Origin of the sequence: Parvibaculum sp. (assembly GCF_039973015.1) — a bacterium.
Lineage (GTDB): Bacteria > Pseudomonadota > Alphaproteobacteria > Parvibaculales > Parvibaculaceae > Parvibaculum.
Window position 1 is genome coordinate 489,288 of the sequence record NZ_JBDWLT010000008.1, and the last position, 26,114, is coordinate 515,401.

The 26,114-nt window shown below is 62.7% G+C and carries 23 protein-coding genes; 10 read left to right on the forward strand and 13 right to left on the reverse strand.

The features are described from left to right. Nucleotides 1–171: 171 nt before the first annotated feature. The 3 genes from aceB (at nt 172) to ABJO61_RS08510 (ending at nt 4,040) form a co-directional block, all read left to right on the forward strand. Nucleotides 172–1,791, forward strand: a complete 1,620-nt coding sequence (gene aceB, locus ABJO61_RS08500) for a malate synthase A (RefSeq protein ID WP_348325607.1) — start codon at nt 172–174, stop codon at nt 1,789–1,791. 33 nt (nt 1,792–1,824) lie between these two features. Continuing rightward, nucleotides 1,825–3,117: an isocitrate lyase gene (gene aceA, locus ABJO61_RS08505; RefSeq protein ID WP_348325605.1), complete on the forward strand. Its 1,293-nt coding sequence runs from the start codon at nt 1,825–1,827 to the stop codon at nt 3,115–3,117. A gap of 131 nt (nt 3,118–3,248) precedes the next feature. Continuing rightward, a complete protein-coding gene (locus ABJO61_RS08510; protein ID WP_348325603.1) occupies nt 3,249–4,040 on the forward strand; it encodes a helix-turn-helix transcriptional regulator in 792 nt (263 codons plus the stop codon). Between the two features lie 175 nt (nt 4,041–4,215). On the opposite strand, the gene ABJO61_RS08515 is transcribed toward ABJO61_RS08510, so the two are convergent. Next, nucleotides 4,216–5,745, reverse strand: coding sequence for an NAD(P)/FAD-dependent oxidoreductase (locus tag ABJO61_RS08515; protein WP_348325601.1), 1,530 nt, complete (start codon nt 5,743–5,745; stop codon nt 4,216–4,218). 200 nt (nt 5,746–5,945) lie between these two features. Here ABJO61_RS08515 and rraA point away from each other — a divergent pair, with 200 nt between their 5' ends. Beyond that, the gene (gene rraA / locus ABJO61_RS08520) at nt 5,946–6,437 is read left to right on the forward strand and encodes a ribonuclease E activity regulator RraA (RefSeq protein WP_348325599.1); all 492 of its coding nucleotides are present in this window, start codon (nt 5,946–5,948) and stop codon (nt 6,435–6,437) included. Nucleotides 6,438–6,467: 30 nt separating this feature from the next. Here the strand turns inward: rraA and ABJO61_RS08525 are convergent, their stop codons facing one another. Then, on the reverse strand, nt 6,468–6,671 hold the full coding sequence (locus ABJO61_RS08525; RefSeq protein WP_348325597.1) for a hypothetical protein: 204 nt from the start codon (nt 6,669–6,671) through the stop codon (nt 6,468–6,470). 237 nt (nt 6,672–6,908) lie between these two features. On the opposite strand from ABJO61_RS08525, the gene ABJO61_RS08530 reads away from it, so the two are divergent. Then, nucleotides 6,909–8,057, forward strand: a complete 1,149-nt coding sequence (locus tag ABJO61_RS08530; RefSeq protein WP_348325595.1) for a serine hydrolase domain-containing protein — start codon at nt 6,909–6,911, stop codon at nt 8,055–8,057. Nucleotides 8,058–8,066: 9 nt separating this feature from the next. Here the strand turns inward: ABJO61_RS08530 and speE are convergent, their stop codons facing one another. Continuing rightward, entirely contained in the window at nt 8,067–8,942 is an 876-nt protein-coding gene (gene speE, locus ABJO61_RS08535) for a polyamine aminopropyltransferase (protein ID WP_348325593.1), read from the reverse strand. Beyond that, nucleotides 8,942–9,454 (reverse strand): adenosylmethionine decarboxylase, encoded by a 513-nt coding sequence (gene speD / locus ABJO61_RS08540; protein WP_348325591.1) that lies wholly within the window; start codon nt 9,452–9,454, stop codon nt 8,942–8,944. Before speD ends, speE begins: the two co-directional genes overlap by 1 nt. A 677-nt stretch (nt 9,455–10,131) precedes the next feature. On the opposite strand from speD, the gene ABJO61_RS08545 reads away from it, so the two are divergent. After that, nucleotides 10,132–10,653, forward strand: coding sequence for a hypothetical protein (locus ABJO61_RS08545; protein WP_348325589.1), 522 nt, complete (start codon nt 10,132–10,134; stop codon nt 10,651–10,653). A gap of 87 nt (nt 10,654–10,740) precedes the next feature. Here the strand turns inward: ABJO61_RS08545 and ABJO61_RS08550 are convergent, their stop codons facing one another. Together ABJO61_RS08550 and ABJO61_RS08555 are read right to left on the reverse strand one after the other, a co-directional pair. Beyond that, nucleotides 10,741–11,679 (reverse strand): nitronate monooxygenase, encoded by a 939-nt coding sequence (locus ABJO61_RS08550; RefSeq protein ID WP_348325587.1) that lies wholly within the window; start codon nt 11,677–11,679, stop codon nt 10,741–10,743. A gap of 144 nt (nt 11,680–11,823) precedes the next feature. Next, entirely contained in the window at nt 11,824–12,486 is a 663-nt protein-coding gene (locus ABJO61_RS08555; RefSeq protein ID WP_348325585.1) for a hypothetical protein, read from the reverse strand. 233 nt (nt 12,487–12,719) lie between these two features. On the opposite strand from ABJO61_RS08555, the gene ABJO61_RS08560 reads away from it, so the two are divergent. Beyond that, on the forward strand, nt 12,720–13,586 hold the full coding sequence (locus tag ABJO61_RS08560) for an alpha/beta hydrolase (protein WP_348325583.1): 867 nt from the start codon (nt 12,720–12,722) through the stop codon (nt 13,584–13,586). A gap of 18 nt (nt 13,587–13,604) precedes the next feature. Here the strand turns inward: ABJO61_RS08560 and ABJO61_RS08565 are convergent, their stop codons facing one another. From ABJO61_RS08565 to ABJO61_RS08580, 4 genes are all read right to left on the reverse strand, one after another. Beyond that, nucleotides 13,605–15,344 (reverse strand): amidohydrolase family protein, encoded by a 1,740-nt coding sequence (locus ABJO61_RS08565; RefSeq protein ID WP_348325581.1) that lies wholly within the window; start codon nt 15,342–15,344, stop codon nt 13,605–13,607. Between the two features lie 114 nt (nt 15,345–15,458). Further along, nucleotides 15,459–15,857 (reverse strand): hypothetical protein, encoded by a 399-nt coding sequence (locus tag ABJO61_RS08570; RefSeq protein ID WP_348325579.1) that lies wholly within the window; start codon nt 15,855–15,857, stop codon nt 15,459–15,461. A gap of 279 nt (nt 15,858–16,136) precedes the next feature. After that, nucleotides 16,137–17,330: a multidrug effflux MFS transporter gene (locus ABJO61_RS08575; protein ID WP_348325577.1), complete on the reverse strand. Its 1,194-nt coding sequence runs from the start codon at nt 17,328–17,330 to the stop codon at nt 16,137–16,139. A 96-nt stretch (nt 17,331–17,426) separates the two neighbouring features. Beyond that, nucleotides 17,427–19,007, reverse strand: coding sequence for an AMP-binding protein (locus tag ABJO61_RS08580; protein WP_348325575.1), 1,581 nt, complete (start codon nt 19,005–19,007; stop codon nt 17,427–17,429). 188 nt (nt 19,008–19,195) lie between these two features. On the opposite strand from ABJO61_RS08580, the gene ABJO61_RS08585 reads away from it, so the two are divergent. The 3 genes from ABJO61_RS08585 to ABJO61_RS08595 all read left to right on the forward strand — a co-directional run bounded on the left by ABJO61_RS08585 (nt 19,196) and on the right by ABJO61_RS08595 (nt 22,593). Beyond that, complete coding sequence (locus ABJO61_RS08585) at nt 19,196–20,254, forward strand: lipid A deacylase LpxR family protein (RefSeq protein ID WP_348325573.1); 1,059 nt, start codon at nt 19,196–19,198, stop codon at nt 20,252–20,254. A gap of 100 nt (nt 20,255–20,354) precedes the next feature. After that, nucleotides 20,355–21,497: a DUF819 family protein gene (locus tag ABJO61_RS08590; RefSeq protein ID WP_348325571.1), complete on the forward strand. Its 1,143-nt coding sequence runs from the start codon at nt 20,355–20,357 to the stop codon at nt 21,495–21,497. Between the two features lie 304 nt (nt 21,498–21,801). Next, complete coding sequence (locus ABJO61_RS08595) at nt 21,802–22,593, forward strand: enoyl-CoA hydratase (protein ID WP_348325569.1); 792 nt, start codon at nt 21,802–21,804, stop codon at nt 22,591–22,593. 8 nt (nt 22,594–22,601) lie between these two features. Here the strand turns inward: ABJO61_RS08595 and ABJO61_RS08600 are convergent, their stop codons facing one another. The 3 genes from ABJO61_RS08600 to coxB are packed head-to-tail and all read right to left on the reverse strand — an operon-like array spanning nt 22,602 to nt 26,067. Next, nucleotides 22,602–22,946 (reverse strand): hypothetical protein, encoded by a 345-nt coding sequence (locus ABJO61_RS08600; protein ID WP_348325567.1) that lies wholly within the window; start codon nt 22,944–22,946, stop codon nt 22,602–22,604. Beyond that, complete coding sequence (ctaD, locus tag ABJO61_RS08605) at nt 22,943–25,459, reverse strand: cytochrome c oxidase subunit I (RefSeq protein WP_348325565.1); 2,517 nt, start codon at nt 25,457–25,459, stop codon at nt 22,943–22,945. The genes ABJO61_RS08600 and ctaD overlap by 4 nt, the downstream gene beginning before the upstream one ends. Then, nucleotides 25,456–26,067 carry a cytochrome c oxidase subunit II gene (coxB, locus tag ABJO61_RS08610; RefSeq protein ID WP_348325563.1) on the reverse strand — a complete coding sequence of 204 codons (612 nt, stop codon included), beginning with the start codon at nt 26,065–26,067 and terminating at the stop codon, nt 25,456–25,458. The genes ctaD and coxB overlap by 4 nt, the downstream gene beginning before the upstream one ends. Nucleotides 26,068–26,114: the final 47 nt, after the last annotated feature.

The window sequence follows — 26,114 nt, forward strand, 5'->3', positions numbered from 1 at the left end:
GCACTGTAATTTACAATATTTACATTTTCAACAGAATCGCACAGGAATCTTGTGAAGTTCTTTACTTCAATATTTTCAATGACTTAGTAAATATTGGACAAGCGGCTGTCGAGCCTGTATGACCTCGCGCAACAGAACCCCCAGAGATTCCGATTACGGAGGCGAGCGAGCATGAGCAAGGCAGCAGCCACGACTATTGCCGAGGGCATCACCGTCAAGGGCGCGATGAAGCCGGGCTATGAGACCATCCTGACGCCGGAGGCGATCGGCTTCGTGGCCGACCTTGAGCGCAAGTTCGGTGCCCGCCGCCGTGAGCTGCTTGGCCTCCGCGCCGAACGGCAGAAGAAATTCGATGCTGGTGAACTGCCGGACTTTCTTCCCGAGACAAAGAATGTTCGCGAAGGCGACTGGAAGGTCGCGCCGATCCCGAAGGATCTGCTCGACCGCCGCACCGAGATCACCGGCCCCGTCGACAACCGCAAAATGGTCATCAACGCGCTCAACTCCGGTGCGCAGTCCTACATGACCGACTTCGAGGACGCGGCCGCGCCGACATGGGACAACATGATCGGCGGCCAGATCAACATGAAGGCCTATTGGGACAAGTCGATCGGCTTCACCGACGAAGCGAACGGGAAGCATTACGACGTGATCGAGAAGCCGGCGACGCTTATCGTTCGTCCGCGAGGCTGGCATCTCGAAGAAGCGCATGTCGAGATCGACGGCCAGCCGATGTCCGGCGGCATCTTCGACTTCGGCCTCTACTTCTTCCACAATGCAAAGAAGCAGATCGCATCCGGTTCCGGCCCCTATTTCTATCTGCCGAAGATGGAGAGCCACAAGGAAGCGCGTCTCTGGAACGACATCTTCGTCGAAGCGCAGAAGATGCTCGGCATCAAGAACGGCACCATCAAGGTGACTGTGCTCATCGAGACGCTGCCCGCCGCCTTCGAGATGCACGAAATTCTTTACGAGCTGAAGGACCACATTGTCGGCCTCAATTGCGGCCGCTGGGACTACATCTTCAGCTACATCAAGCGGCTCGGCAAAAACCCGAACTTCATCCTGCCGGACCGCGCGCAGGTCGTGATGGGCGATGCCTTCCTCAATGCCTATTCGCTCCTTCTCGTGAAGACCTGTCACGAGCGCGGCGCCTTCGCGATGGGTGGCATGGCCGCACAGATCCCCGTGAAGGGTGACGATGCCGCAAACGAGGCTGCCTTCAACAAGGTACGCGCCGACAAGGAGCGCGAAGCAAAGAACGGTCATGACGGCACATGGGTCGCGCATCCCGATCTCGTGAAAGTCGCGATGGAAGTCTTCGGCAAACTCGAAGGCCCGAACCAGCTCGCCCGTCAGCGCCAGGACGTGAATGTCGGCCAGAAAGAACTGCTCGAACCCCACAAGGGCGAGCGCAGCGAAGACGGCATGCGCGAATGCTGCCGCGTTGGCGTTCAGTATATCGAAGCCTGGCTCGGCGGCCGCGGCGCCGTGCCGCTCTACAATCTGATGGAAGACGCTGCCACGGCCGAGATCAGCCGGACGCAGATCTGGCAGTGGATCTATCACGGCGCATCGCTCAGCGACGGCCGCAAGGTGACGCCGGAGCTCTTCGACGAAGTGCTCGCCGACGAAATGAAGACCTTGCGCGAAACGCTTGGCGAAGAGCGCTGGACTTCCGGTCACTTCGAGCAGGCGATCAGCCTCTTCTCGGAAATGACCAAGGCACAGGAATGCGAGGAGTTCCTGACGTTGCCGGCCTATCGCCTCATCCTTGAAAACGAAGCCTGACCGAAACCACCCTCCGCATCCCAGGAGCATTCCATGAGCAAGACCTTTTACGACATCATCCCGAGCGCGCCCAAGGGCCGCTTCGACAATGTGAAGCGCAACTACAGCGTCGAAGACGTTGAGAAGCTGCGCGGTTCCTTCCCCATCGAGTACACGCTCGCCAATCGCGGCGCGAACAAGCTCTGGGATCTGCTGCACACGACCGACTATGTGCATTCGCTGGGCGCCCTTTCGGGCAACCAGGCCATGCAGATGGCGCGTGCGGGCCTCAAGGCGATCTATCTCTCGGGCTGGCAGGTTGCCGCCGACGCGAACACCGCCGGCACGACCTATCCCGACCAGTCGCTCTATCCGGCGAACTCGGGCCCCGAGCTTGCGAAGAAGATCAACAAGACGCTGAAGCGTGCCGACGAGATCGAGCACTCGGAAGGCGGCGCGAAGCGTGACTGGTTCCTGCCGATCGTCGCAGACGCGGAAGCCGGCTTCGGCGGCCCGCTCAACTGCTTCGAAATCATGAAGGCGTACATCGAAGCGGGCGCCGCTGGCGTTCACTACGAAGACCAGCTCGCCTCGGAAAAGAAGTGCGGCCATCTCGGCGGCAAGGTTCTGATCCCGACCCGCGCACATGAGCGCAACCTCAACGCCGCGCGCCTCGGCGCCGACGTCATGGGCACGCCGACGCTCATCATGGCGCGTACCGACGCCGAATCCGCGAACCTCATCACCTCCGACATCGACGAGCGCGATCACGAGTTCATCGATTTCGACGCGGGCCGCACCGTCGAAGGCTTCTACCGCCTGAAGCCCGGCATGGGTGTCGACCACTGCATCAAGCGCGGCCTCGCCTTCGCGCCTTATGCAGACCTTCTGTGGTGGGAAACCTCCAAGCCGAACCTCGACGACGCCAAGCGCTTCGCCGAAGCGGTGAAGAAGGAATATCCCGACCAGCTCCTCGCCTATAACTGCTCGCCTTCCTTCAACTGGGAAGCCAATCTCGACAAGGCGACGATCGAGACCTTCCAGAAGGAAATCGCGGCGATGGGCTACAAGTACCAGTTCGTCACGCTGGCCGGCTTCCACCAGCTCAACTACGGCATGTTTGAACTCGCCCGTGGCTACCGCGATCGCGGCATGGGTGCCTACTCCGAACTGCAGCAGGCCGAGTTCGGCGCGGAGAAGGACGGCTATACGGCGACCCGCCATCAGCGTGAAGTCGGCACGGGCTATTTCGACATGGTCAGCCTCGCGGCTGGCGGCGGCGAAAGCTCCACGACGGCGCTCGGCGACTCGACCGAAAGCGCGCAGTTCAAGAAGTCGGCGGACTAATTCATCCGTCTACTGCTTCTTGCGAAGATCAGGGCTGCCGGGAAACCGGCGGCCCTTTTTTGCGCTCCGGTGCCGTTCCTCTTACGCCCGAGGTAATTGCCTCGCCTCCCGCACAAGCGTAGCTTTTTCCCATGAACATACAGACACAGCCCGTGGGCGAGATACTGCGCGATTGGCGTCAGCGGCGGCGGCTGAGCCAGCTTGCCTTTGCGTGTGATGCCGAAATTTCCGCGCGGCATTTGAGTTTTCTCGAAACAGGCCGGTCGAAACCCAGCCGCCAGATGCTGCTTCATCTGGCGGAGCTTCTCGATGTTCCTTTCCGTGAGCGGAACATGCTTCTGCTCGCGGCGGGCTACGCACCCGTCTATTCGGAAACGCGGCTCGACAGCCCCGATGCCGCCGCGGCCCGGCGCGCGGTCGATCTCGTGCTTGCATCGCATGAACCCTTCCCTGCCATCGCCGTGGACCGGCACTGGAATCTCGTTGCGGGGAACGCGGCGCTACAGCTCTTTCTTGCGGGTATCCCGGAGGAACTTCTCCAGCCGCCGGTCAATGTGTTGCGACTGAGCCTTCATCCGCAGGGGCTTGGAGGGCGCATCGAAAACCTCGGCGAGTGGCGCGCGCATATTTTCGAGCGCCTGCAACAGCAGATCGACGCGACGAATGATGCAGGCCTGATCGAGCTCGTGAGGGAACTCGAAGCCTATCCGGGCGGCCGGAAACCCGGCGAAGGATATAATTCAGAGTACGGAGGATTGATCGTTCCGTTGAAACTGAAAAGCGATGCGGGCACGCTTTCCTTCTTCACCGCGACGACCGTTTTCGGAACGGCGGTGGACATTACCTTCTCCGAACTCGTCATCGAATCCTTCATGCCCGCGGACGCTTTCACGGCAGAAACGGTGCGCGAATTGATGGCGTGAGCGGGGATAAATGGCCCGAAAACAGGCCGACTGTCATCGAAACGTCACCAAACCGTCACAAAGAAAAGAGCCGGTTCATTGCTGAACCGGCTCCTGTTCGTTTCGATGCAGGTGGCGGGGATAAGCCGGAAAACGAAAATAACAATCCCCGCTTTCCGGTTCAGTCCGCCGCGTTCTAGTCGGCGGCCGCGGCCTGCATGCCGCCCGCCGCCGCCGCACCCTGCGCACTCGCTGTCCGCGAGCGAAGCGTGAACTCGTTGAAGTCCGGGTGGCGCGTCCGCCACCAGTATTTGAAGGTGTAGTTCGCCCAGTTATTGGTGACCTTGCCGCTCTCGGTCTTGTACCAGCTCGTGCAGCCGGAGGCGAAAACCGAGTTGGCATTGTCCGCCTGCACGCTTTCGTTCGAGGCGCGCTGCGCTTCGGGCCTCACATCGAGATAGAGAAGATTATCCTTCTTCAGCTTCTCGACGCATTGCGCGATGTAGTTCGCCTGACACTCGATCATGAAGATGATCGAGTTGTGACCGAGATTGGTGTTCGGCCCGTAGAGCATGAAGAAATTCGGGAAGCCCGAAACGGTCATGCCGTGATGGGCCTCTGCGCCCGTCTTCCACGCCTCTTTAAGGTCACGGCCCGCGAGGCCTTTCATGGTCATCGGCCCGAGGAAGTGCGTCGTGTCGAAGCCCGTGCTGTAGACGATGATGTCGAACGCGCGCTCCGTGCCGTCCTGCGTGCGGACGCCCGAAGGGGTGATCTGCGAAATGCCGTCGGTGACGACGTCGACATGATCCATGCCCATTGCGGGCCACCAGTCATTCGCGAAGAGGACACGCTTGCAGCCCGGCTCGTAGTCCGGGGTCAGCTTGCGCTTCTTCTCGGGGTCCGACACATGGAGGTTCATCTCCTCGATGGCGGCCTCCTTCAGCTTGTCGCCGGAGGTGTGGAAGGTGCGGTAGAGAAGCTCGCCGAACCAGTATGTTTTCCAGCGCTGAATATTGATGGTCCAGGGGAGCGCCCTGTAGAGCGCCTTTTCCCAACCGTAGAACTCACGCTGCGGGCGCGGCAGCACCCAGCTTGCCGACCGCTGGAAGATGGTGACGCTGCCTGCTTCCTTCGCGATCTCCGGCACGAACTGAATGGCACTCGCACCATTGCCGATGACGGCGATACGCTTGCCCTTCAAATCGACCGCATGGTTCCACTGCGCGGAGTGCCAGTTGTCGCCCTTGAATGTTTCGCGGCCCGGAATGTCCGGCCAGGCGGGACGGTGAAGCTGGCCCGTGCCTGCCGCCATGACATTCGCCTCGAATGTCCGCTCGCCCGACTTCAACGTCCACATGCCCGTCTGTTCGTCGAAGGCCGCGTCGTCGATTTCCGTGTTGAAACGGATGTGACCGCGCAGCCCGTATTTGTCGACAACGGATTCGAGATAGGCCTTGATGTCGGCGGCGAAGACATACTTCTTCGTCCAGGTCGGCCGCATGTCGAAGGAATATTGATACATGTGCAGCGGTACATCGCAGGAACAACCCGGATAGGTGTTCTCGCGCCAAGTGCCGCCGATCTCACTCGCCTTCTCGTAGATCGTGAAGTTGGTGAAACCCTTTTCCTTGAGCTTGATCGCGGTGCAGATGCCCGCAACGCCCGCGCCGAGAATGGCCACTACAGGGCCTTCGGCTTCCTGCGCATCATATGCCAGTGCCATTTTTACCTCCCCGCCGGCCACCCTCCTCCCTCAAGAAAGGGCGCTCCGGCCTTGAATTCCGGATACCGATGAGAAAGCCTAGCCCGTTTTCCAGGCAGGTGGAACCGCCTCAAAGAAGGGGCGCGCCACCCGAAAGACAGGGCGAGACAAAAAGTGCAGGACGCGGTAAATCACCTGCGCTGCCGCTAGGGAAACCTCAGATGACCTCGACGACCATACCCGCCACGACCGATCTTTCCGACGACTATCCGGACCTCGTCCGGCACGCGGATTCCCTTTTTCGCGACTATGGCGGCAGAATCGGCTTTTGCGGGCCAGTGGCGACGCTGAAAGTTCCAGACGACAACAGCAAGGTCCGCGAGGCCGTGGAAAGCCCGGGCGGCGGCCGCGTACTCGTGGTCGATGGCGGCGGCGCCCTCAACTACGCCCTGTTCGGCGGCAATCTCGGCAAGCTCGCGGAAAAGAACGGCTGGGCCGGTGTGGTGGTTTATGGCTGTGTGCGCGATACGGCTGAACTCGCCGAATGCGCCATCGGCGTGAAGGCGCTCGCGGCGCATCCCAAACGGAGCGACAAGCGCGGCCTTGGCGAAACAGATGTCGCGGTGAGCTTCGCGGGTGTGACGATCGCGCCCGGCGAATGGCTCTATGCCGATGCGGACGGAATTGTTGTTTCTTCGGAGAAACTCGGCTGAGGCCGCTCGGAAAAACCCGGCTGAGGCCGATCAGGCGACGAGCTCAACCAGCTTCCAGAGTCCAAGCGCGACAATCGCGGCGGACATAAGCCCGCCCGAACCGACGAGCAGCATCTCCACCTTGCTTACAGTCTCAATGTCCTGAAACGCGCTATCCGTTCGCGCATCCGGCTCCATGCGAGCAAAGCCCTGAAACACATCCGCGCCCCGGATGTTGCGATCCAAATCAGCCATCCCACCCCCCTTTTCGGTATTCCGTAGACGGAATTCATTACCAAATCGGACAAAAAAACCATTGCATTGAGCTAAGGCATTTCTGTGATTCGTGTCAATTCCATGCAGCAGACACGGGCAGAAAGGTTACTTCGCAGATGCAAAACGCCGCGCGGTGGCTGTGCATTGCCGAGAGTGCTATCACTGATCCGCAAACAGATCGCCGGGAAGCGGCGGCAACAGGGGGGAACGTCCATCATGGCCGACACGAAGATTGCCGATATCGAGATTCACGGAAGCTGCGCCAAGGGTTTCGAACCTGTGCGCGATGCTTTTGCCGCGAATTTCGCGACGCTGGGCGAGGCCGGTGCTTCCGCCGCCGTTATCTTCAGGGGCGAACCCGTGGCCGACCTCTGGGCAGGCCATACGGATGCTGCAGGTGCGAAGCCGTGGAAACGCAACACGCTCGCCAATGTCTGGTCCACGACGAAGGGAATGGGCGCCCTTGTCTGCGGCATGCTCGTGGAACGCGGGTTCATGTCCTATGAGGACAAGGTTTCAAAGCACTGGCCGGAATTCGTCGCCGAGGGGAAAGGCGATATCACCGTGGGCCAGATGCTGTCGCATCAGGCGGGTCTTTGCGGACCGGCAGTGCCGACGACAAGCGAAGAGATGTGCAACCATGAGCTGATGGCGGTGCGGCTTGCCGCGCAGGCGCCGATGTGGACGCCCGGCTCGCGCTCCGGCTATCACGCGCTGACGGTCGGCATTCTTGCGGGCGAAGTCGTGCGGCGCGTCAGCGGCAAGAGCATCGGCACGTTCTTTCGCGAGGAAGTGGCCGAACCATTCGGCATCGACTTCCATATCGGTTTGCCCGTTTCCGAAGATGCGCGCGTCGCGGAAATGATCCCGGCGAAGAAGCCGGGCAGCATCGACCCTTCGACGCTCAATGCCTCGCAAATGGCAGCGCTCGGAAACCCCGCGCCCAACGCAACCGTGCCGAACGAACGCTTCTGGCGCGGCGCCGAACTTTCATCCGCCAACGGACAAGGCACAGCCGCCGCGATTGCGCGCGTCTATGGCGCGCTGGCGGGCGACGGCACGATCGAGGGCAAGAGACTGGTGAAGCCGGAAACCATCCGCGCCATGACGACGCTGCAGATCGAGGGGCATGACGAAGTGCTCAACATGCCGTCGCGCTGGGGCGCGGGCTACATCCTCAATGTGGGCGGGCTCTACGGGCCCAATGACGAGGCCTTCGGACATTCCGGCTGGGGCGGCTCCTTCGGCATGGCGGACCCGAAAGCGGGCCTCGCCATTTCCTATGTGATGAACCAGATGGGACCGGAGCTTGCGGGCGATGCGCGGGCCAATGCGATCATCGCCGCGGCCTACGCATCGCTCTGATTTGCGCGATCAGGGAAGGACGTGCGCTTCCACGTAGCGCGGCAGCGCGAAGGCCGCCTTGTGGACTCCCGGCGTGTAATAGCGCGTGACGAGACCTGCGGCTTCGTAGCGGCGCGTCAGTTCCTCGACGGGAACGGATTTCAGCGTTTCGTCATCCGTGCCCCAGCCCATCGCCATCGGACCGCCGACATAGGTCGGAATGGTGGCGAGGTAGCAGGAAGCCACCTTGAAGAGGCGGCGGAACTTTTCCATCGTGCCGCGCAATTCATCGCCCTGCATGAAGGGGACGCCGTTCTGCGTGACAATGACGCCGCCGGGCGTGAGCCGCGCATGGGCCGCGCGATAGAACTCTTCGCGGAAGAGGACTTCGCCGGGTCCGATGGGGTCCGTCGAGTCCACGATGATGACGTCGAAGCTGTCTGCCGATTCCTCAACGAACTTCGCACCATCGGCGAAGACGAGATTGAGGCGCGGATCGTCGAAGGCCCCGGCCGAGATCTGCGGCAACTGCTTCTTGCAGAAATCGGTCACCGCCGGATCGATCTCGACCATCGTCACATGCTCGATGCCGGGATGACGGATGACCTCGCGCAGGATGCCGCCATCACCGCCGCCGATGATGAGGACACGTTTCGCCCTTCCATGCGCCAGGATCGGCACATGGGTCATCATCTCGTGATAGATGAACTCGTCACGCTCCGTCACCTGGGTGATGCCGTCGAGCGCCATCATCCGGCCGAAGAGATCGTTTTCGAAGATCACGAGATGCTGCTGGCCGGTCTCTTCTTCGTAGAGCACCTTGTCGGCGCGAAAGGCGCAAGTGAAACCCTCTTTCTCATAGAGGGTTTCAACCACCCAGCGGCCTTGAGGAACGTCGGCCGCCATCAAACCATGTCCTCGCCGCGCAGGTGCTCTCCCACACGAATGTCGGAGGGCTGGAAGGCTTCGCGCAGAACCTCGATCGCGTTATGCGGTTCGGCTTCGCCGCACATGAAGACGTCGAGCGCGGCATAGTCGGCCTCGGGCCAGCTATGGATCGAGATGTGGCTTTCCGAAAGCACGGCCACGCCCGACACGCCGCCATTCGGCGTGAAGTGATGGAGGTGGATGTGCAGCAGTGTCGCCTTCGATACATCGACGCAACGGCGCAGCGTCGCTTCGATATGCGCAAGATCGTCCAGACGGCTCGCGCCGATCAGATCGATGATGAGATGCGTGCCCGCGAACCGCTTTCCATCGCGCTCGATGAAAAAGTCAGTGCGCTCGTCGGACGACGTGCATCGCTCTGCCGCCGTGCCGGCAACGTGAACAGGAAACTCGAGAACTTCCGCCTGGGTCTTGCTTGAATCGCGATTCAAGTCGCTCCCCAATTGGAAGAGGGCATTGGATTCGGACATTAAGTGCCTCTCCCCAACCAGTAGATGGACCTGGCTTGCCGGACGGAGAAGCCATGCTCTCGCGCGCCGGGGCCAATGAATATGTCATGCGTGGATGAACGCTGGCGGGTTCCACGAAGGAACCCCTGACGAGTTCCGATGCCGGGCTGCGATCGCTCGCCCGACTTGCGCGTCTTCAACTGCCGGTAAGGGCAAAGGACGTGCTCGGCTTGATCCGGGGCGTCAGCCCCTCAGACTGGAACCGGACATATGCAATCTCCCTCGAAACCCGGCGGAGGTAAACCAACGATGCCTCTACAAAGGCATGCCGCCGAAATTGTCCAAAGAGACGCGTACGCCGTTACATAACCTGAGCTGGCCAGTGGCACGTGCGATTGCGTTCGACGCGAGAAGTAATCGCCATGCGCCCCGCTGTCAATCGCAGCACAGTGAAACTTCACAAAAATCCCGTGGGCACACTCGCGTATCGGCGTGTGTCAGCTTGTCATGCGCGACGCGATTTCGCGCGCTTCGCTTTCACGGGCGAAGCAGCGACCTGCGCCGGCATTATCGGGTGCGGGGTCCGATGCGGGCGAAATGACGCGGGAGGGACACCCGCCAATTTTGCTGTTGATAATCATTCGCAACTAATGCAGGCTCGATCTCCCGGTTCAAAGCCCCCACAAGGAGACGCCCCCATGAAAACCGCAGAGGCCAAGCTCGACATGTTTTCCGCCAAACCGGCGCAGGGCTATGCGCCGGACCAGCCGCTTTGCGAACTCGGCTTCGCGGAGCAGTTTCTCGTCTGGAGCCTGCGTGTGCAGTGGCGCGTGTCGGACGAAGGCGCGGAACGCTCGATACTGCTGCAGCGGGCCTTCGACGCACTGGACCTGCCGGGGGGTGCGGCGATGGTGGCGGAGCTTGCAGGCGCGCTGACACGGACGGTGCAGCGGCCGCTCTCGATCCCCTGCCCGCGCTGGCGCGTGCTGACGAGCGACGAGGTGCGTGTTCTCAATTTCGTGGCGGCGTTACAGCGGCAGGGCACGAACCCGCGCGCAACGCTTGACCCGGCCTGGGTTGCGGCGCCTTGCGGCGCTTCGCCGATCTGGGCACCGGCACAAAGACTGGCGCTGGCACTTTCGGCGGCGGGGCTCGTCCTCGGCAACACGAATGCACCGGCATCGCCTTTTCCCGAGGCGATGCCGCGCATTCTGCATTGATTTGTCTGGTCGCGTTTCCGGACGGCAAACCGCCCGACGCCGAGTTCAACAAAAGCACTTTGCCTGGAAACGCTCCGGTTGCCAGCCTCAGCCGAAGTTACGGGCGTCCGCGAGCGCGCCCATGCGCGATGCGATGGCGAAGAATTCGGAAATCGTGCCGTCGATGATTTCCTTTGCCGTCTTCACTTCGGTGATGAGGCCCGCCGTCTCGCCCGCAAGGCCGACGGCGGCTTCCATGTCGCCGCCGAAATAGAGATCGAGGATGCGGGTGAAGGTATCGGGCGGCATCAGCCCTTCTTCATGGATATGGGCGGTGCGCTCCGTCTTCAGGGCGCGGATGCAGGGCGTCGACTTCTTGTTCAGCACATAGGTGCCGGTTTCCTTCGCATCGACGATCGCCTGCTTATAGTTCTGGTGCACCGGGCTCTCGGCGCAACTCACGAAGCGGGTTCCCATCTGCACGGCTTCGGCGCCGAGCGCGAAGGCGGCCGCCATGCCCCGGCCATCGCAGATGCCGCCTGCCGCAATCATCGGGATATCGGATTTCGCGCGGATCGCTTGCAGCAGGACCAGCGTGCCCACCTCTTCCGGGTTCTTGAAGCCGCCGCCTTCCGTGCCCTCGACGACGAGGCCGTCGATACCGGCATCGACGCATTTCATCGCCGCATCGACGGTGGGGACCGCGTGATAGACGGTGATGCCCGCATCATGGAGCGGCGCGATGAACTTCGCAGGGCTGCCCGCCGAGGTGGTCACGAATTTCACGCCCGCATCGCAGACGAAGCGGAGCATGGCATCGTCCTTCAGAAAGCGGATCGGCAGGTTGACGCCGAAAGGTGCGGCGGTGAGTTCACGCATCTTCAGGATTTCAGCCTTGCAGGCTTCCGTCTCGCCCGATGAGGTTTCGATGATGCCGAGACCGCCGGCCTCGCAGACGGCGGAAGCAAGCTGCGAACGGGCAATCCAGCCCATCGGCGCCTGGACGACGGGATATTTTGCGCCCGTGTGGGCGAGTACGCGGTTCATGTGATTTCCCCTCCTGCAGGTGAATTTTCTCCGGTTTCTTTGGCGCGAAGTAGGCCCCATGAAGGTCTGAACCGCAAGACGCAAAGAAAAAGGCGCGGGGTAGAGCCCCACGCCTTTTCAGCAGATTTGCTTTCGTGAATGGCCTCAGCGGAAATGCCCGTAGGCGCGGAGCACCGCGTCCGACAATTCCTTGTAGGCCCCCTCGACGCCGCCCTTCAGCTCGTCAAAGGCTCCTTCGCCCTGCTTGGCAAGATCCGCGACGCGGGAGCGCAGACGCGCACGGTCGGCCTTGAGCTGCTTCAGAACCTTGGAATAGCGCTTCTCGGTATCCTTCAGCGCCTTCTTTGCTTCCTTCTCCGCCTTGTCGACTTCCTTGGAAAGCCGGGCGACCTGCTTTTCGAGCTGCTGTTTCAGCTTTGCCTTTTCAGGCGAAAGCTTCTTTGCGGATTTCTTCTTTGCTGCCTTGGGGGCGGCGGCTTTTTTTGCTGCGGGCTTCTTCGCCGCAGTCTTGCCGGTGGCGGCCTTCTTGGCAGCCGTCTTTTTCGGAGCAGCCGTTTTAGGCGCAGCCCTGGTTGGCGCCTTCTTCGCCGGGGCTTTCTTTGCGGCGGCCTTTTTCGCGGGCGTCTTCTTTGCCGCCGTCTTCTTCGCGGCCGGCTTGCTGCTGGCGCGAACCGCGAGTTCAGCCCCGCTCAACGGGGGTGTGGTTTCGGTGGCGGGAACCGTACCCGCGCGGCGCGACGCCGTCTTGCTCTGGAGGGATTTCTTGCGGCCCGCCGTTGTCCCACGCTTCCTGCGCGTATCGCTCATGATCGAATGCCTCGATTTGATTTCAGACCTCGGGCGCACGGGGCGCCGACAAATCGAGAGTGACGCGAATATCGGGGCGTTTCAAGGGGCTGCACGTCTCCCCCCGGCGCGGCGTTCGCGATTTCGTAAGACCTTCCTGCGTTAACTTGAGCCGGGGATTCGGGGGACTGCAAATCGGCCCTCCGGAACAAATCCGCATACGTAGCGAGAACTTCACAACGGCCGGGTGCTAGATGGCGGGAAAGCCGCAGACAAGGATCAGCGAGGAAGCGCCTGTCGTGATGCTCATTCACGGCATGTGGAGCCGTCCGCATGTCTGGGACGGCTTTCGCGCATTCTTCGAGGATCGTGGCTACAGGGTGATCGTTCCGACGCTGCGCCATCACGATATGGAACCGGGAAGCGTTCCGCATCCTGAGCTTGCCGATGCAAGCCTCGTGCATTATGCGGCGGACATTGCCCGTGAAATCGGCAAGCTTGGGTGCAAGCCCCTGGTGATCGGACATTCGATGGGCGGCACCCTGGCGCAGATGCTGGCGGCGCGGGGGCTCGTGCGTGCCGCGGTCGGCCTTGCGCCCGCACAGATCGCCGGCACGATGAACCTCGACCTGCGTTCGATATGGATTTTCCGGCGTGAGTTCACATCATGGGGCTTCTGGCGCCAGCCGCACCTGCCTTCCTTCGAGGCCATGCGCTACGGCATCCTGAACGGGATGCCGGAAAGCGAGGCGGAGCTGCTTTACGAAAAGCTCATCCCGGAATCGGGGCGCGCGCTGCTCGAAATCGGCTGGTGGTTCGTCGACGGCCAGCGAACGACCTGGATCAATCCGCAGGATGTGTGCTGTCCGATGCTGTTTCTCACCGGCGAGAAAGACCTGCTGACGCCGCTCTGGGTGACGCATCGCGTTGCCGGGTTCTATGAAGGGCGCGTGCCGGTGGAAGCCTTGCCGCAGCGCGGCCACTGGCTTCCGACCGAACCCGGCTGGGAAACGCTGGCGGCCCGCGCCGCCACCTTCTTCGAGATGGAAGCACCGGAAATGGCGCGGCGGATGGCGGTACGCCATGCCGCGCCCGAACCCGGTCTCGTCAAGGCCTGGTAGGTCCGCCCGGCCTCAACATCATTCCGCTGCCGCGCGCGCGAGCGGCGCAGGCTTGTGTCCGCGCACGAGCTTGCCGGGGAGCGCCCCTGTCGGCTTGCCCTCGCGGTAGATCACCTCGCCGCTGACAATTGTCGCGACATAGCCTTCCGCCTCCTGCATCAGCCGGCGCGCGCCCGACGGCAGGTCATAGACCATGTGCGGCGGCAGGAGCCGCAGCTTCTCGAAGTCGATCACGTTCAGATCGGCCTTCATGCCCGGCGCGACAAGGCCGCGGTCGAGGAGACCGATCGCTTCGGCCGTGTCCCGCGTCTGGCTTTTCACCACGAAGGGCAGATCGAGACGCTCGCCGCGAACACGGTCACGGCACCAGTGGGTGAGCATGTAGGTCGGCACGCTGACATCGCAGATGACGCCGACATGCGCGCCGCCATCCGACAGGCCAAACAGCGTGTTCGGGTTGCGGATCATGGTGAGCGCGTTTTCGAGGTCGAAGTCGTAATAGTTGTGGAGCGGGAAGAAGAGGAAGTTCCGCCCGCCATTCGCCGTCAGAATGTCATAGACGATCTCGTCGGGGTTCCGGCCGTCGCGTTTTGCGCGCGCACCGATGCTGTCTTCCGGCGCGGGCTCGTAATTCGGCGGATCGCCGAGATCGAACATCTTGTGGTAGGCGCCCGCCAGCGAATTCAGGAAGGGGTGGCCGGGCTCAAGGTCTTCCGAGAGGAGCTGCGCGCGGAAATCCGGGTCGCGCATGATCGCAACGCGCTCCTCAAGCGGCTTGTCCGCGATGGCGCGGTAGCTCGGGCGCGTGAGAAAAGGATGCACAGAGCCCTGAAGGCCGAGCATGAGGCCGACGGGACGGCCCTGCACCTGCGCCTTGATGGGCAGCCCCTTCTCCGCCGCCTTGTCGAGACGGCCGAGAAGATCGCGCCACTGGTCCGGCATCACATCCGCCTGCACGAGCGAGAAGCTCAGCGGCCTGCCTGAAATCTCGACCAGCTTTTCGACCAGCGAAAACTCGTGATCGATCTCGCGGAAGTCCGACACCCATTGGAGGACGCCCGCGCCCGCTTCCTTCAGGCCCTCGGCAATCGCCATCATTTCCTTGTCGGCGGCGCCGATGGTCGGCGTCAGATCGCCATCCGAGGTGCGATGTGCGACGGTGCGCGAGGTGGAAAAGCCGATGGCGCCCGCCTTGATCGCATCGCGCACGATATCGCGCATCTCGGCGACCTCGGCATCGGTTGCAGCTTCGCGCTTCGCACCGCGCTCGCCCATCACATAGACACGCACTGCGCCATGCGGCACCTGCAATGCGACGTCGATGTCATGCGGGCGCTTCTCGATCGCGTCCATGTAGTCGCCGAAGCTTTCCCACTCCCAGGAGAGACCTTCGTGAAGGGCGGCGCCCGGAATATCCTCGACGCCTTCCATGAGGCGGATCAGACGGTCATGGTCGGTCTTCTTCACCGGCGCGAAACCGACGCCGCAATTGCCCATGACGACGGTGGTGGAGCCGTGGATGGAGGACGGCGTCATGCGCTCGTCCCATGTCACCTGACCATCGTAATGGGTGTGGATGTCGACCCAGCCCGGCGTGACGAGAAGACCGGCGGCGTCGATTTCATCCCTGCCCTTCGCATCGACCTTGCCGACTGCGACGATCACCCCCTTGTCGATTGCGACATCTGCCTTTTTCGGGGCACCGCCCGAACCGTCCACGACCGTGCCGCCGCGAATGACGAGATCAAATTCCGCCATCTCTCCCTCCTCACTTTTTGAATTCTTGTTGAGCAGAGTTTAGCGCCGATGGGCCGCGATCCCAAACGAGGGAAGCGCGGCCCATGTTGCAGTGCGGTCAGGCCGCGGAAAGTCTCACTTCAGCGTGTCGAGCAGACCCTGCGCCTGGATCGCCTGTGCCTTGGCCTCGGCGAGGTCGTTCGCGGCGATGCCGGCGTTCGCCTTTTCGAGCGCGGCTTCGAGACCCTGCTTCGTGATCCCGTCTTCGGTATCCGGGATTGCGCCGTTGCCGAGCGCCTTGCAGGGGTTCATTTCCTTCGGCGCGAAGCCCTCGCCCTCCGGTCCGACGAGACAGTTCACCGTGTGATGGAGATGGGTGCGGACGCCGTCGATGTCGCCGGACCCGGCGGCAAAGCCTGCGTGTTTCGCGGCGGCCTCTATTTCCTTGGCGGGCTGCGGCTCGGCGAGCGCGGCGCCCTGCGCAAGCATGAGAGCGCCCACGGCCAGCATGGAAGTCCTGATTATTGCGAACATCGTCGTCCTCCTGTTTTCGCCCCGGCGCAACCAGACCATCGCTATCCCGGCAGGGCAACCCCGCCCCCCTGACGCAGGGTTTGCGTGAAGAAAAGGAACCGACTATGCTCCGCGGCCTAGGGCGGGCACCCTAAATGGAGCCTGGCGACCAGTGCATTGCACACCCTCACGGAATTCGAGAGATCGGCGTCCAAAAACAAAAAACGGCGCGGATAGGAGCGAAAGGCCACTCCCCGAAAGGGAGTGGCCTTTCTGCATTCCGGGCTGCATTCCAGCGCCTTATGCGCCGCGCGCGGAGAGACGCGCGAGCGTGCCCGCGATGCTCGCAACCGCGATGGCGATGGCCATCGGCAGCGCCGTGCCGTCATTGAAGGCGCCGACAAGGCCGCCGACGACGGCCGCGAAGGCGAACTGGAGAATGCCGGTGAGAGCGGAGGCGGAACCCGCGCTCCGCTCCGCGCGCGCCATGGCGGCGGCGGTCGCATTTGCGCCGACAAAACCATAGGAACCGACGACGACGAAGATGCAGGCGGCAAGCGGCAGGAAGGCCTGCGGCACGAGCAGCGTGACGGCGAGAAGCGCGAGCGCGGCGAGGAGATGCACGCTCATGGCGATGCGCAGGATCGCGCGGCTCGAATAGCGCCGCAGCAGAAGGGCATTGACCTGTGCGGCGGCGATGAGGCCCGCCGCATTGAGGCCGAAGAGAATGGCGTAGCTTTCGGGCGCGAGGCCATGAAGCTCGATGAAGACGAAGGGAGAGCCCGTGATATAGGCGAACATGGCGCAGGAGACGAGCGCATTGGCAAGCGCGAAGGCCATGAAGGGCTTGTCCATGAGGAGTGCGAGATAGTCGCGGCCGACACGCGCGAGACCGCCGCCATGCTCGCGCCTTTCCGGCGGCAGGGTTTCGCCGAGGCCGAACAGGACAGCAGGAATGCAGGCAAGGCCAAAAGCCGTCAGTACCCAGAATATTACCGGCCATTCGTAATGCGCGATAAGGACGCCGCCGATCATCGGCGCGAGAATGGGCGCAAGACCCATGACCAGCATCAGCATCGAATAGACCTGTGCGGAGGCGCGCTCGTCGAAGAGGTCGCGCACCATGGCGCGCGAGGCGACGATGCCCGCGCAGCCGCCCAGCGCCTGCAGGAGACGCGCGGCGGTGAGGCTTTCGATATCGGGGGCGAAGGAGGCCCAGAGCGAGGCCGCGACATAGACCGCGATGCCGAAGAGCAGCGGACGCAGGCGGCCCATGCGGTCCATGATGGGGCCGAGAACGCCCTGCCCGGCCGCAAGACCGATGAAGAAGACGGCAAGCGTCGTCTGCACCGCGCCTGCCGTTGCGCCGAAATGTTCCGCAATGGCGGGGAATGCCGGCAGATACATGTCGATGGAGAGCGGCGCAAAGGCGATCAGGGCGCCAAGAATAACGATGAAACGGATGCGGGATCCGAGGGCGTTCGATGCATTCATTTTATATCTTTCCCGTCGTCCCTCTTCCGCCGCCTCATATAAGCGAAAGGGCCGCCCGGTGAAAGCGGCCCCTGGATTGCTGCATGCGCGGTGCGCTCAGATCTTCTTGTCGCCCTGCCAGTATTGATCGCGGATGTTACGGCGGAGCACCTTGCCAGACGGCATGCGCGGGAGTTCGGTGACGAAATCGACGGAGCGCGGACGCTGATAACCGGGGAGGTTTTGCGCCGCGAAGGCGAGAAGCTCCTTTGCCATGTCATCGTCCGGGCGATAGCCCTCGTTCAGTTCCACCACGAGCTTCACTTCCTCGCCCCATTCCTCGTTCGGCACGCCGACGGCGGCGGCATCGGCGACGGCGGGATGTTTCAGCACTTCCTGATCGATTTCGGCGGGGTAGATGTTCACGCCGCCGGAGATGATGACTTCGGCGCTGCGGCCCGTGAGGAAGAGGAAACCGTCCTCGTCGATGAAGCCCATGTCGCCCATGGTGTAGAAGTCGCCGCGATAGGCGCCCTCGGTTTTCTCCGGCGCCTTGTAATATTCAAAGCGGCCCTGCTCGGGCGCCTTGAAATAAACCGTGCCGACTTCGTTCGCGGCGAGCGGCTTTCCCTCCTCGTCATGCACCTCGACGATGACGCCCGGGAGCGGCTTGCCGACGCTGCCTTTCTTCGCAGGGAACTCGTGGCTGTCGATGAAGATGCCGCCGCCCTCCGTTGCCGCGTAATATTCGAAGACGACGGGGCCGAACCAGCCGATTGCGCCTTCCTTCACGTGAACCGGACAAGGCGCGGCGCCGTGCAATATCCAGCGCAATGAGGATGTATCGTATTTTTCTTTCGTCTCGCCGGGCAATTGCAACATGCGATGCAGCATGGTGGGGACGACATGCGTATGCGTGACGCGATGCTCCGCGACGAGGCGAAGCGTTTCCTCCGCGTCCCATTTGTCCATCAGCACGCAGCCGACGCCCGCATTGATCGGGAAGGAGAGGTTCAGCGCAAGCGGCGCCGCGTGATAAAGCGGGCCCGTGACGAGGGCGAGGTCGCCTTCGCGGAAGGCGGCCGTTTCGGTGAGCTTCGCAAGTAGCGGCGTCACGGGCGCGGCCTGCCTGCGGTAAACGCCTTTCGGGTGGCCGGTGGTGCCGGAGGTATACATCATCTGCGAGCCGAGGACGGGGTCGGAAAGATTGCTTCCCTCTTCCGCGCCGAGCGCATCGTCATAGGAGGTGAAGCCATCGATCTTGCCGCCGACGGCGAGCTTCGCGACGAGCGCGGGCGCCATTGAGGCGGCTTCGATGGCGCTGCCGGTAAAGCGCGCATCGGCGATGAAGGCCTTTGCCTCGCAATTGCCGACGATGTATCCGACTTCCGACCCCTTGAGATGCCAGTTGACCGGCGTCATGCGGAAGCCGCCGCGCTGGCAGGCGGCAATCGTCTCCACGAATTCGGGCCGGTTGGAACACATGAGCGCGACGGCATCGCCCGCCTTCAGGCCTTGCCGGCGAAGCGCGCGAACGAGACGGTTCGCATTTTCATTCAGCCCGGCAAAGCTGCGGTTGCCCGCTTGCGAGATGATCGCCGGACGATCCGGCGCCTGCGCCGCATGCCAGGCAAGCACCATTCCCGTGGCCGCCGCTTCCTCGCGCGTCCAGCTCTCCGCAGTCTCGACAACGGACATTTCTCGACCCTCCCCTTTACCATTTTCGGCACTGTTCTTTTTTGTGAGACGCCTTGCTGACGCCTTTCTTGATCTGCAGTTTGAACTATTGTTATTGGACAGGCGGGGCATCCCCGGCGTCAAGCAATTCGCGTAGTCAATATCCGTGCTTCGTTCGAGGGGCGGTTCGCTCAAGGAATATCCCGATAATGCGCCTTCACCTTGCGGCCGCCGCGCTGGCCGGCCTGACGATCATCGGCGGCAACGGGGCGGCAAAGGCCCAGAGCTTCGCGGGCGGGGACCGGGAGTTTCTTACCCTCCAGACCGAGAACGATCTTTTTGCCAATGTCACGAATACGGACCGGCATTACACCAACGGGCTGCAGGCGGCCTGGCTTTCAAGGCCGCAAACGGATCTGCCGGAATGGCTGACGGATTTTTCCTCGCCGCCCGTCTATTCGCTGCTCTTCCCGACCGGCAATTTCGACAAGAAGAGTCATCGCATCGGCGTTGCGCTCGGCCAGGCGATCTTCACCCCCGACAATACGCAGACAACCGCCTATCAGCCGAACGACCGGCCCTATGCGGCATGGCTGCACATGACCTTTTCGCTGCAAAGCGTGCGCGCGAGCAGCGTCACGGGCGAGGCGTGGCAGGATCAGTGGAAGCTCGATCTCGGCGTGGTCGGTCCGGCGGCGCAGGGCGAGTTCGTGCAGAACAACTGGCACAAGCTGATCGGCGCGGATGAGGCAAATGGCTGGCGGCACCAGATCCAGGACGAGCTGGGCGTCAATCTGAGCTTCGAGCGCGCGTGGCGCAGCTCAACCTTCGATACGCCGAGGCTGTTCGGCCTGCAGACGGACTTCATTCCCTACACGCTGATCTCGCTCGGCAATGTGCAGACCCATGCGGGCCTTGGCGGCACCTTCCGCTTCGGCTTCTCGCTGCCGGACGACTTCGGACCGACACGCGTCTATCCGGGAACGGGCGCGGAGTGGTTCGAGCCGACGGAACAGGGCTGCAACTGCTATCTCTTCGCAGGCGTCGAGGGGCGCGCGGTGGCGCGCGACATATTCCTCGACGGCAACACGTTTCGCGACAGCCCGAGCATCGACAAGCGCAGCTTCGTCTATGACGCGAAGCTCGGCGCCGTCTTCGTGCTCTGGGATACGCGTGTGTCCTACACGCATGTCTTCCGCAGCCGCGAGTATGACGGCCAACCGACGCCCGACCAGTTCGGATCGATTGCGGTCAACTTCGCACTCTGAGCCTGATCGCGCGCAGGAAAGCTTCTTGCCTTCGGGCCGATGCCACGCATGATGGGCGGCACCGGAACCGGCGAGAATCACAAAACCGCGCGAGATGCCCATGACCCTGCCGCTGATATCCGCCGACAATACATTCGGCCTGCTCTTCGCGTTTCTCGGCCTTGCCGCTTTCGGCTTCTGGTCGGAGCGGACAAGGGCCGGCCAATGGATTTCGGGCGTGATCCTGACGATCCTCGCAGGGACACTGGCGGCCAATCTGCGCATCGTTCCCTTCGCGTCGGATTTTCACGACATGGTGTGGACCTATGCGGTGTCGCTTGCCATTCCGCTTCTGCTGTTCAAGGCGGACCTGAAAAAGATCCTGCCCGAAAGCGGGCGCATGCTGATCGCCTTCGCTGTCGCGGTCGCCGGCACCATCGCAGGTGTGCTTGCAGGCTTCGCGCTGATCGACATGGGGCCTGACGGCCACCTCGTCGCGGGGGCGCTCGGCGCGAGCTGGATCGGCGGGTCGATGAATTTCGCGGCTGTCTCCCAGGCGACGGGCCTGAGCGAGAACGGCGCGCTGACGGCGGCGACGGCGGCGGCCGACAATGTGATGGCGACCTTCTTCATCGCGCTGCTGCTGATCCTGCCGGGGTGGAAACTTCTCACACGCCTCATCCCCTCGAAAATCATCGCGGCAGAGGAATATGAACATGCGCACGAGGCGGAAGAGGAAAAACATCCGCTCGACATGGGCGCGCTGACCCTTCTGCTGTTTCTCTCCGCGGCCTGCTGCTTCGCGGGCTTCGAGGTGGCGGCGCTGCTCGGCATACCGAAATTCGGCGTCCTCTTCGTCACCATTGCGGCGCTCATTGTCGCCAACGTCTTTCCGCGCCAGATGGAGCGGCTGCATGGCGGCTTCGATCTCGGCATGTTCTTCATGTATGTGTTTTTCGGCGTGATCGGCGCGGCAGCGGATGTCGTCCTCATGGTCGAGACGGCACTGCCGATCTTCGGTTTCGTCTTCATCATGGCGGCGGTGCATCTGGCCTTCGTGCTGGCAGGTGCGAAACTCTTTCGCATCGACCTTGCCGAGGCGCTCGTCATTTCAAATGCGGTTGCCGTGGGCCCCGCGACGGCGGCGGCCATGGCGGCGGGGCGGCGCTGGCGGGCGCTTGTCACGCCCGGCGTCATGCTCGGTGTGCTCGGCTATGCGGTCGCGAATTTCGCAGGCGTGGCGCTGGCGCAATTTCTGGGGTGAGGAAGAGATCGTCTTTCCTTCCCACCCTCCCCCTGTGGGAGGGTCGAAATTTGCGAAGCGAATTTCGGGGAGGGGTAAAGCGAGAGACTGCGGCGCTTGTCCGCAAAGCAGGCATCCACCGATAGCGGAGAACCCCTCCCCAAACGGCCCTCTCTTGTTTGTCTTTGCAGACAAGCCGCAAAATGGGCCGTTTGACCCTCCCACAGGGGAGGGTGGGAAGACAGATCATCGCTCGTGTTTGCTCCCCTTCCCCGTTCCCGATAGAAAAGCCGAAATCAAATTCGCACTTTCCCGGAGAAAACCCATGTCCGAACCCGTCATCCTCGTCGAAAAGTCCGGCGCCATCGCGACCGTGACGCTCAACCGCCCGAACGCGATGAACGCGCTGTCGCGCGACCTGCGCACCGCCATTGCCGAAACATTCGAGCAGCTCGAAGCGGACGAGAACATTCGCGTCGCAATCCTGACGGGCGCGGGCAAGGCCTTCTGCGCGGGACTCGACCTGAAGGAACTGGGCGGCGATGCAAGCGCGGTCGGCGGCGGCGACGTCAACTCGACCGTGAACGACAAAGACCCGGTAACCTCCATCGGCCGTTTCTCCGGCCCCGTTATCGGCGCGATCAACGGCGTCTCGATCACCGGCGGCTTCGAGCTGGCGCTGGCCTGCGACGTGCTCGTCTGTTCGGAGAATGCCCGGTTTGCGGATACACATGCGCGCGTCGGCATCCTGCCGGGATGGGGGCTCAGCCAGAAGCTCAGCCGCGCCATCGGCATCTATCGCGCGAAGGAGCTTTCGCTCACGGGCAATTTCCTCTCCGCCGCGCAGGCTGAGGAGTGGGGCCTCATCAACCGGGTGGTGACGGCGGAAGAACTTCTCCCCGTCTGCCGCAAGCTCGCCGAGGACATGCTCTCCGTCGTGCCGGAATGCCTGCCCGCCTACAAGAAACTCATCGATGACGGCTTTGCCGAGAGCTTCGGCGACGGGCTGAAGACGGAACGCAAGGTGTCGAGCGCGGCGAACAAATCCGTATCCTCCGACGCCATCGCCGAACGCCGCGCGGGCATCCAGAATCGCGGCAAGCAGCAGACGTCCTGAGCCGCGCTTCACGAGCAGGGCGACAACCAGAGCACGCCCCAGAAGCAGAAGATAGACGCGCCGAAGGCCGCGAATGCGAGATCGGTGGCGACGCAGTATGAAAACCCCGTCGCCGCCGTAATGCGCCGCCGCATCGCGAGATAAAGCGCGATCTGACCCGCGAGATAGGCCGCAAAGAGCGCCACAAGAAGAGCGCGATGGAGAGTGAGCACGCCGAGGAGTGCGATTTCGTTCCATCCGAGTTTGCAGCCAAGCGCTTGCGTACCATAGAGGTGCACAAAAGCCAGCGCCCAAAGCCCGAAGCCCGCGAGCAACAGCCCCGCATGACGCCCCCGCTCCTGTGCGCCCGTCATGGCACACCTCCGCCTGAACCGAGCATGACAAAACCGTGCACGAAGACTATGGCAACGATGCCCGCAGCCGCCGTATAGAGATGCCAGAGTTTTCCGATCCTGAGATCGAGGCTTCGCGCCGCCGAAACGAAACCCTGCCGGTCACGCCACAAGCCGAACAGCGCAAAGACGGCACCGAGCGCGGTGTGGAAGCCTGCATAGCAGAGAACCGCGAAACAGGTAGCCGACAAGGCATGGCCCGCGCGATCCGGCATGCCCGTCATTGCGATCCACGCGATGAGCAAGGTCGCCATGAGATGCGAGGTGGCGCAGGCGACGAGAGAGCCTTGTGGCGCGGCGCCCGCCAGACGCCGGGCCCTCCATCCCGTCGCGCCCGCCAGCAGCAGCGCGGCAATTGCCCCGGCGGAGAGCGACACATCGGGAGCGGGAAAGGCGGCGGGCGGCCAGTTCGGCGCCGACAGCCAGAGAAACCAGCCCCCGAAAAGCAGCGAGGCGTAGAGCGTGGCATCCGCCGCCAGCGTCAGAACCATCGCCCACCATGATGGCGCGTTGCGGCTTTCGGTATGCGGCGGCGCCTCGACGCCCCGCCCGGCAGGCAGGGGACCGATGTCCGTGTCGCTGCCGGTCGCACGCGTCCAGGCGAGAAACAGCGCAAGCACCGCCAGCAACGCGACGGGTACGAGCCAATAGAGCTTGATCAGCATCGCGAGAAAGAAAAGTCCGGTCGCAGCGGCTGTATAGAGCGGCAGGAAGGTCTGTCTTGGCAGAAGGATTACCTGTTCCAGCCGGCCGCTGCCCATGCCGACGGCCAGCGTCTCCATGCGGCCGTCGCGCACGAAACCGAGATAACCGCGCCCGGCGGCCAGCTCCGCGCCTTCTCGTTCCGGCTCCAGCATGTCGGCCCGCGTTTCCAGATGAGGCAGAGACGCGAAATTGTAGGACGGTGCGGGCGTCGGCATCGCCCATTCCAGCGTGCCTGCCTTCCAGGGATCGGGAGAAAAAGCGCGGCCGAAGCGGAGCTGCAGAATGATGTCGAGCAGGACCAGCGCAAAACCGAACATCATCGCGAAGGAGCCGATGGAGGAGATGAGATTGTAGATCTCCAGCCCCGAGGCTTGCGTGTAGGTATGCGCGCGCCGGACCATACCCAGCAAACCCGTGAGGTGCATGACGAGAAAGGTGACGTTGAAGCCTGCAAAGATCAGCCAGAAAGCAGGCCGCGAAAGGTGATGCACGGGGCGCTTTCCCGTCAGGAGCGGAAGCCAGTAGTAGGCAGCCGCCAGCATGGGAAAGACGAAGCCACCGATCAGCACATAGTGAAAATGCGCAACCACGAAGTGAGTATCATGCGCCTGCTTGTCGAAAGGCATCATGGCCAGCATCACGCCTGTCAGCCCGCCGATGACGAAGATGAAGAAGAAGCCGAAGACGTAGAGCATCGGTACGCTGAAACGCGGGCGCCCATGCGCGAGCGTCGCCAGCCAGGCGAATATCTGGATCGCGGTCGGCACGGCGACCAGTGCGCTTGCCGCCGAGAAGAACGCCATCGCCATATGCGAGATGCCCACCATGTACATGTGGTGGACCCAGAGCCCGAACGAAATGAAGGCCATGGAGATCACGGCAAGCACCACGGCACGGTATCCCATGAGCGGCCGCCCCGCGAAGACAGGCAGGATGGTCGATATTGCGCCTGCCGCGGGCAGGAAGATGATGTAGACCTCCGGGTGGCCGAACAGCCAGAACAGGTGCTGCCACAGCAAGGGATCGCCGCCGCGCTCCGGATCGAAGAAGGGCAGCCAGAAGGCGCGTTCCACTTCGAGCAGAATGGAGCCGAGGATCAGCGGCGGAAAGGCAAACAGCATCATCGCCGCCACCGCCAGCATGTACCACGCGAAAATCGGCATCCGGCCGAGGGACATGCCGGGCGCACGCACCTTCAATATACTGACGATGATTTCGACCGCCGCGCAGACGGCGGAAATCTCGACGAAGGTGACGCCGAGCAGCCAGAAATCCGAATTGATTCCCGGCGAATAGATGCTGGAGGAGAGCGGCGTATACATGAACCAGCCGGCGTCGGGCGCGACGCCCCAGGCGAGCGCCACGATCAGCATCGTGCCGCCGAAGAGATAGCACCAATAGCCATAGGCGGTGAGGCGCGGAAAGGCGAGGTCGCGCGCGCCGAGAAGCTTCGGCAGAAGATAGATCGCGAAGCCCTCGATCAACGGGATCGCAAACAGGAACATCATGATCGTGCCATGCATGGTGAAGACCTGCGCATAAAGGCCTTCATCCATGAACACGCTTTCGGCGGAAGCGAGCTGCGTGCGGATCAGCATGGCGAGCAGACCGCCGATCGCGAAGAACACCGCCGCCGTTATCATGAAGCGGCGGCCGAGAATGGAATGGTTCACGGCGGTGGCCCGCGCGATGCCGGGCGGCGTGCCCCAGATCGCGGTCAACTCGCGGTGCAGCCGGAGCGCTTTTGTCGCGCCGCTCTCTTCCGTCATGGTGCGCTCCCCGAGATCGCCGCTCGGAAATTCTCCGGCGTATGCGCTTCCACACGGAAAGTCATTGTCGTGTGGCCGGTGCCGCAGAATTCCGCGCAGATGCCGCCATATGCGCCGGGCCTGTCAGCATAGAGACGCACCACTGCTTCGTGACCGGGCGTCGCATCCACCTTGCCGCCGAGACGCGGCACCCAGAAGCCGTGGATGACGTTGTCGCTGGTCGCGATCACATCGACGTCGTAACGGGCCGGCATATGCATCACGCCGATGGTCGGTTCGGCATCGGGATAATCGAGGTAGCGGAATTCCCAGTACCACATATGCGCCCGCGCCTCGATGCGCACCGGGTTGTGCTCGCCGCGCCAGGGCAGATGCCGCTCGCCCATCGCGAAGGCAAAAAAGAGCAGCAGCGCCAGCACAGGCACCGGCATGAGAAGCCCGCCCGCCACGATCCACGTCTTCGCCGCATAGCGGCTGCCGAAGCCGGGCTTCAGCATGGTGAGCGCGAAAAGCCCCATCACCAGCAGGAACAGCACCGCACCGCCCACCAGCATCGCCCACCAGAGCGTTGCAATGTCGCGTGCCGCCGGCCCCGCCGGAGCGAGCACGGAGAGATCGCCGCTGCAGCCCGAAAGCGCCGCGCCCGCACAAATCG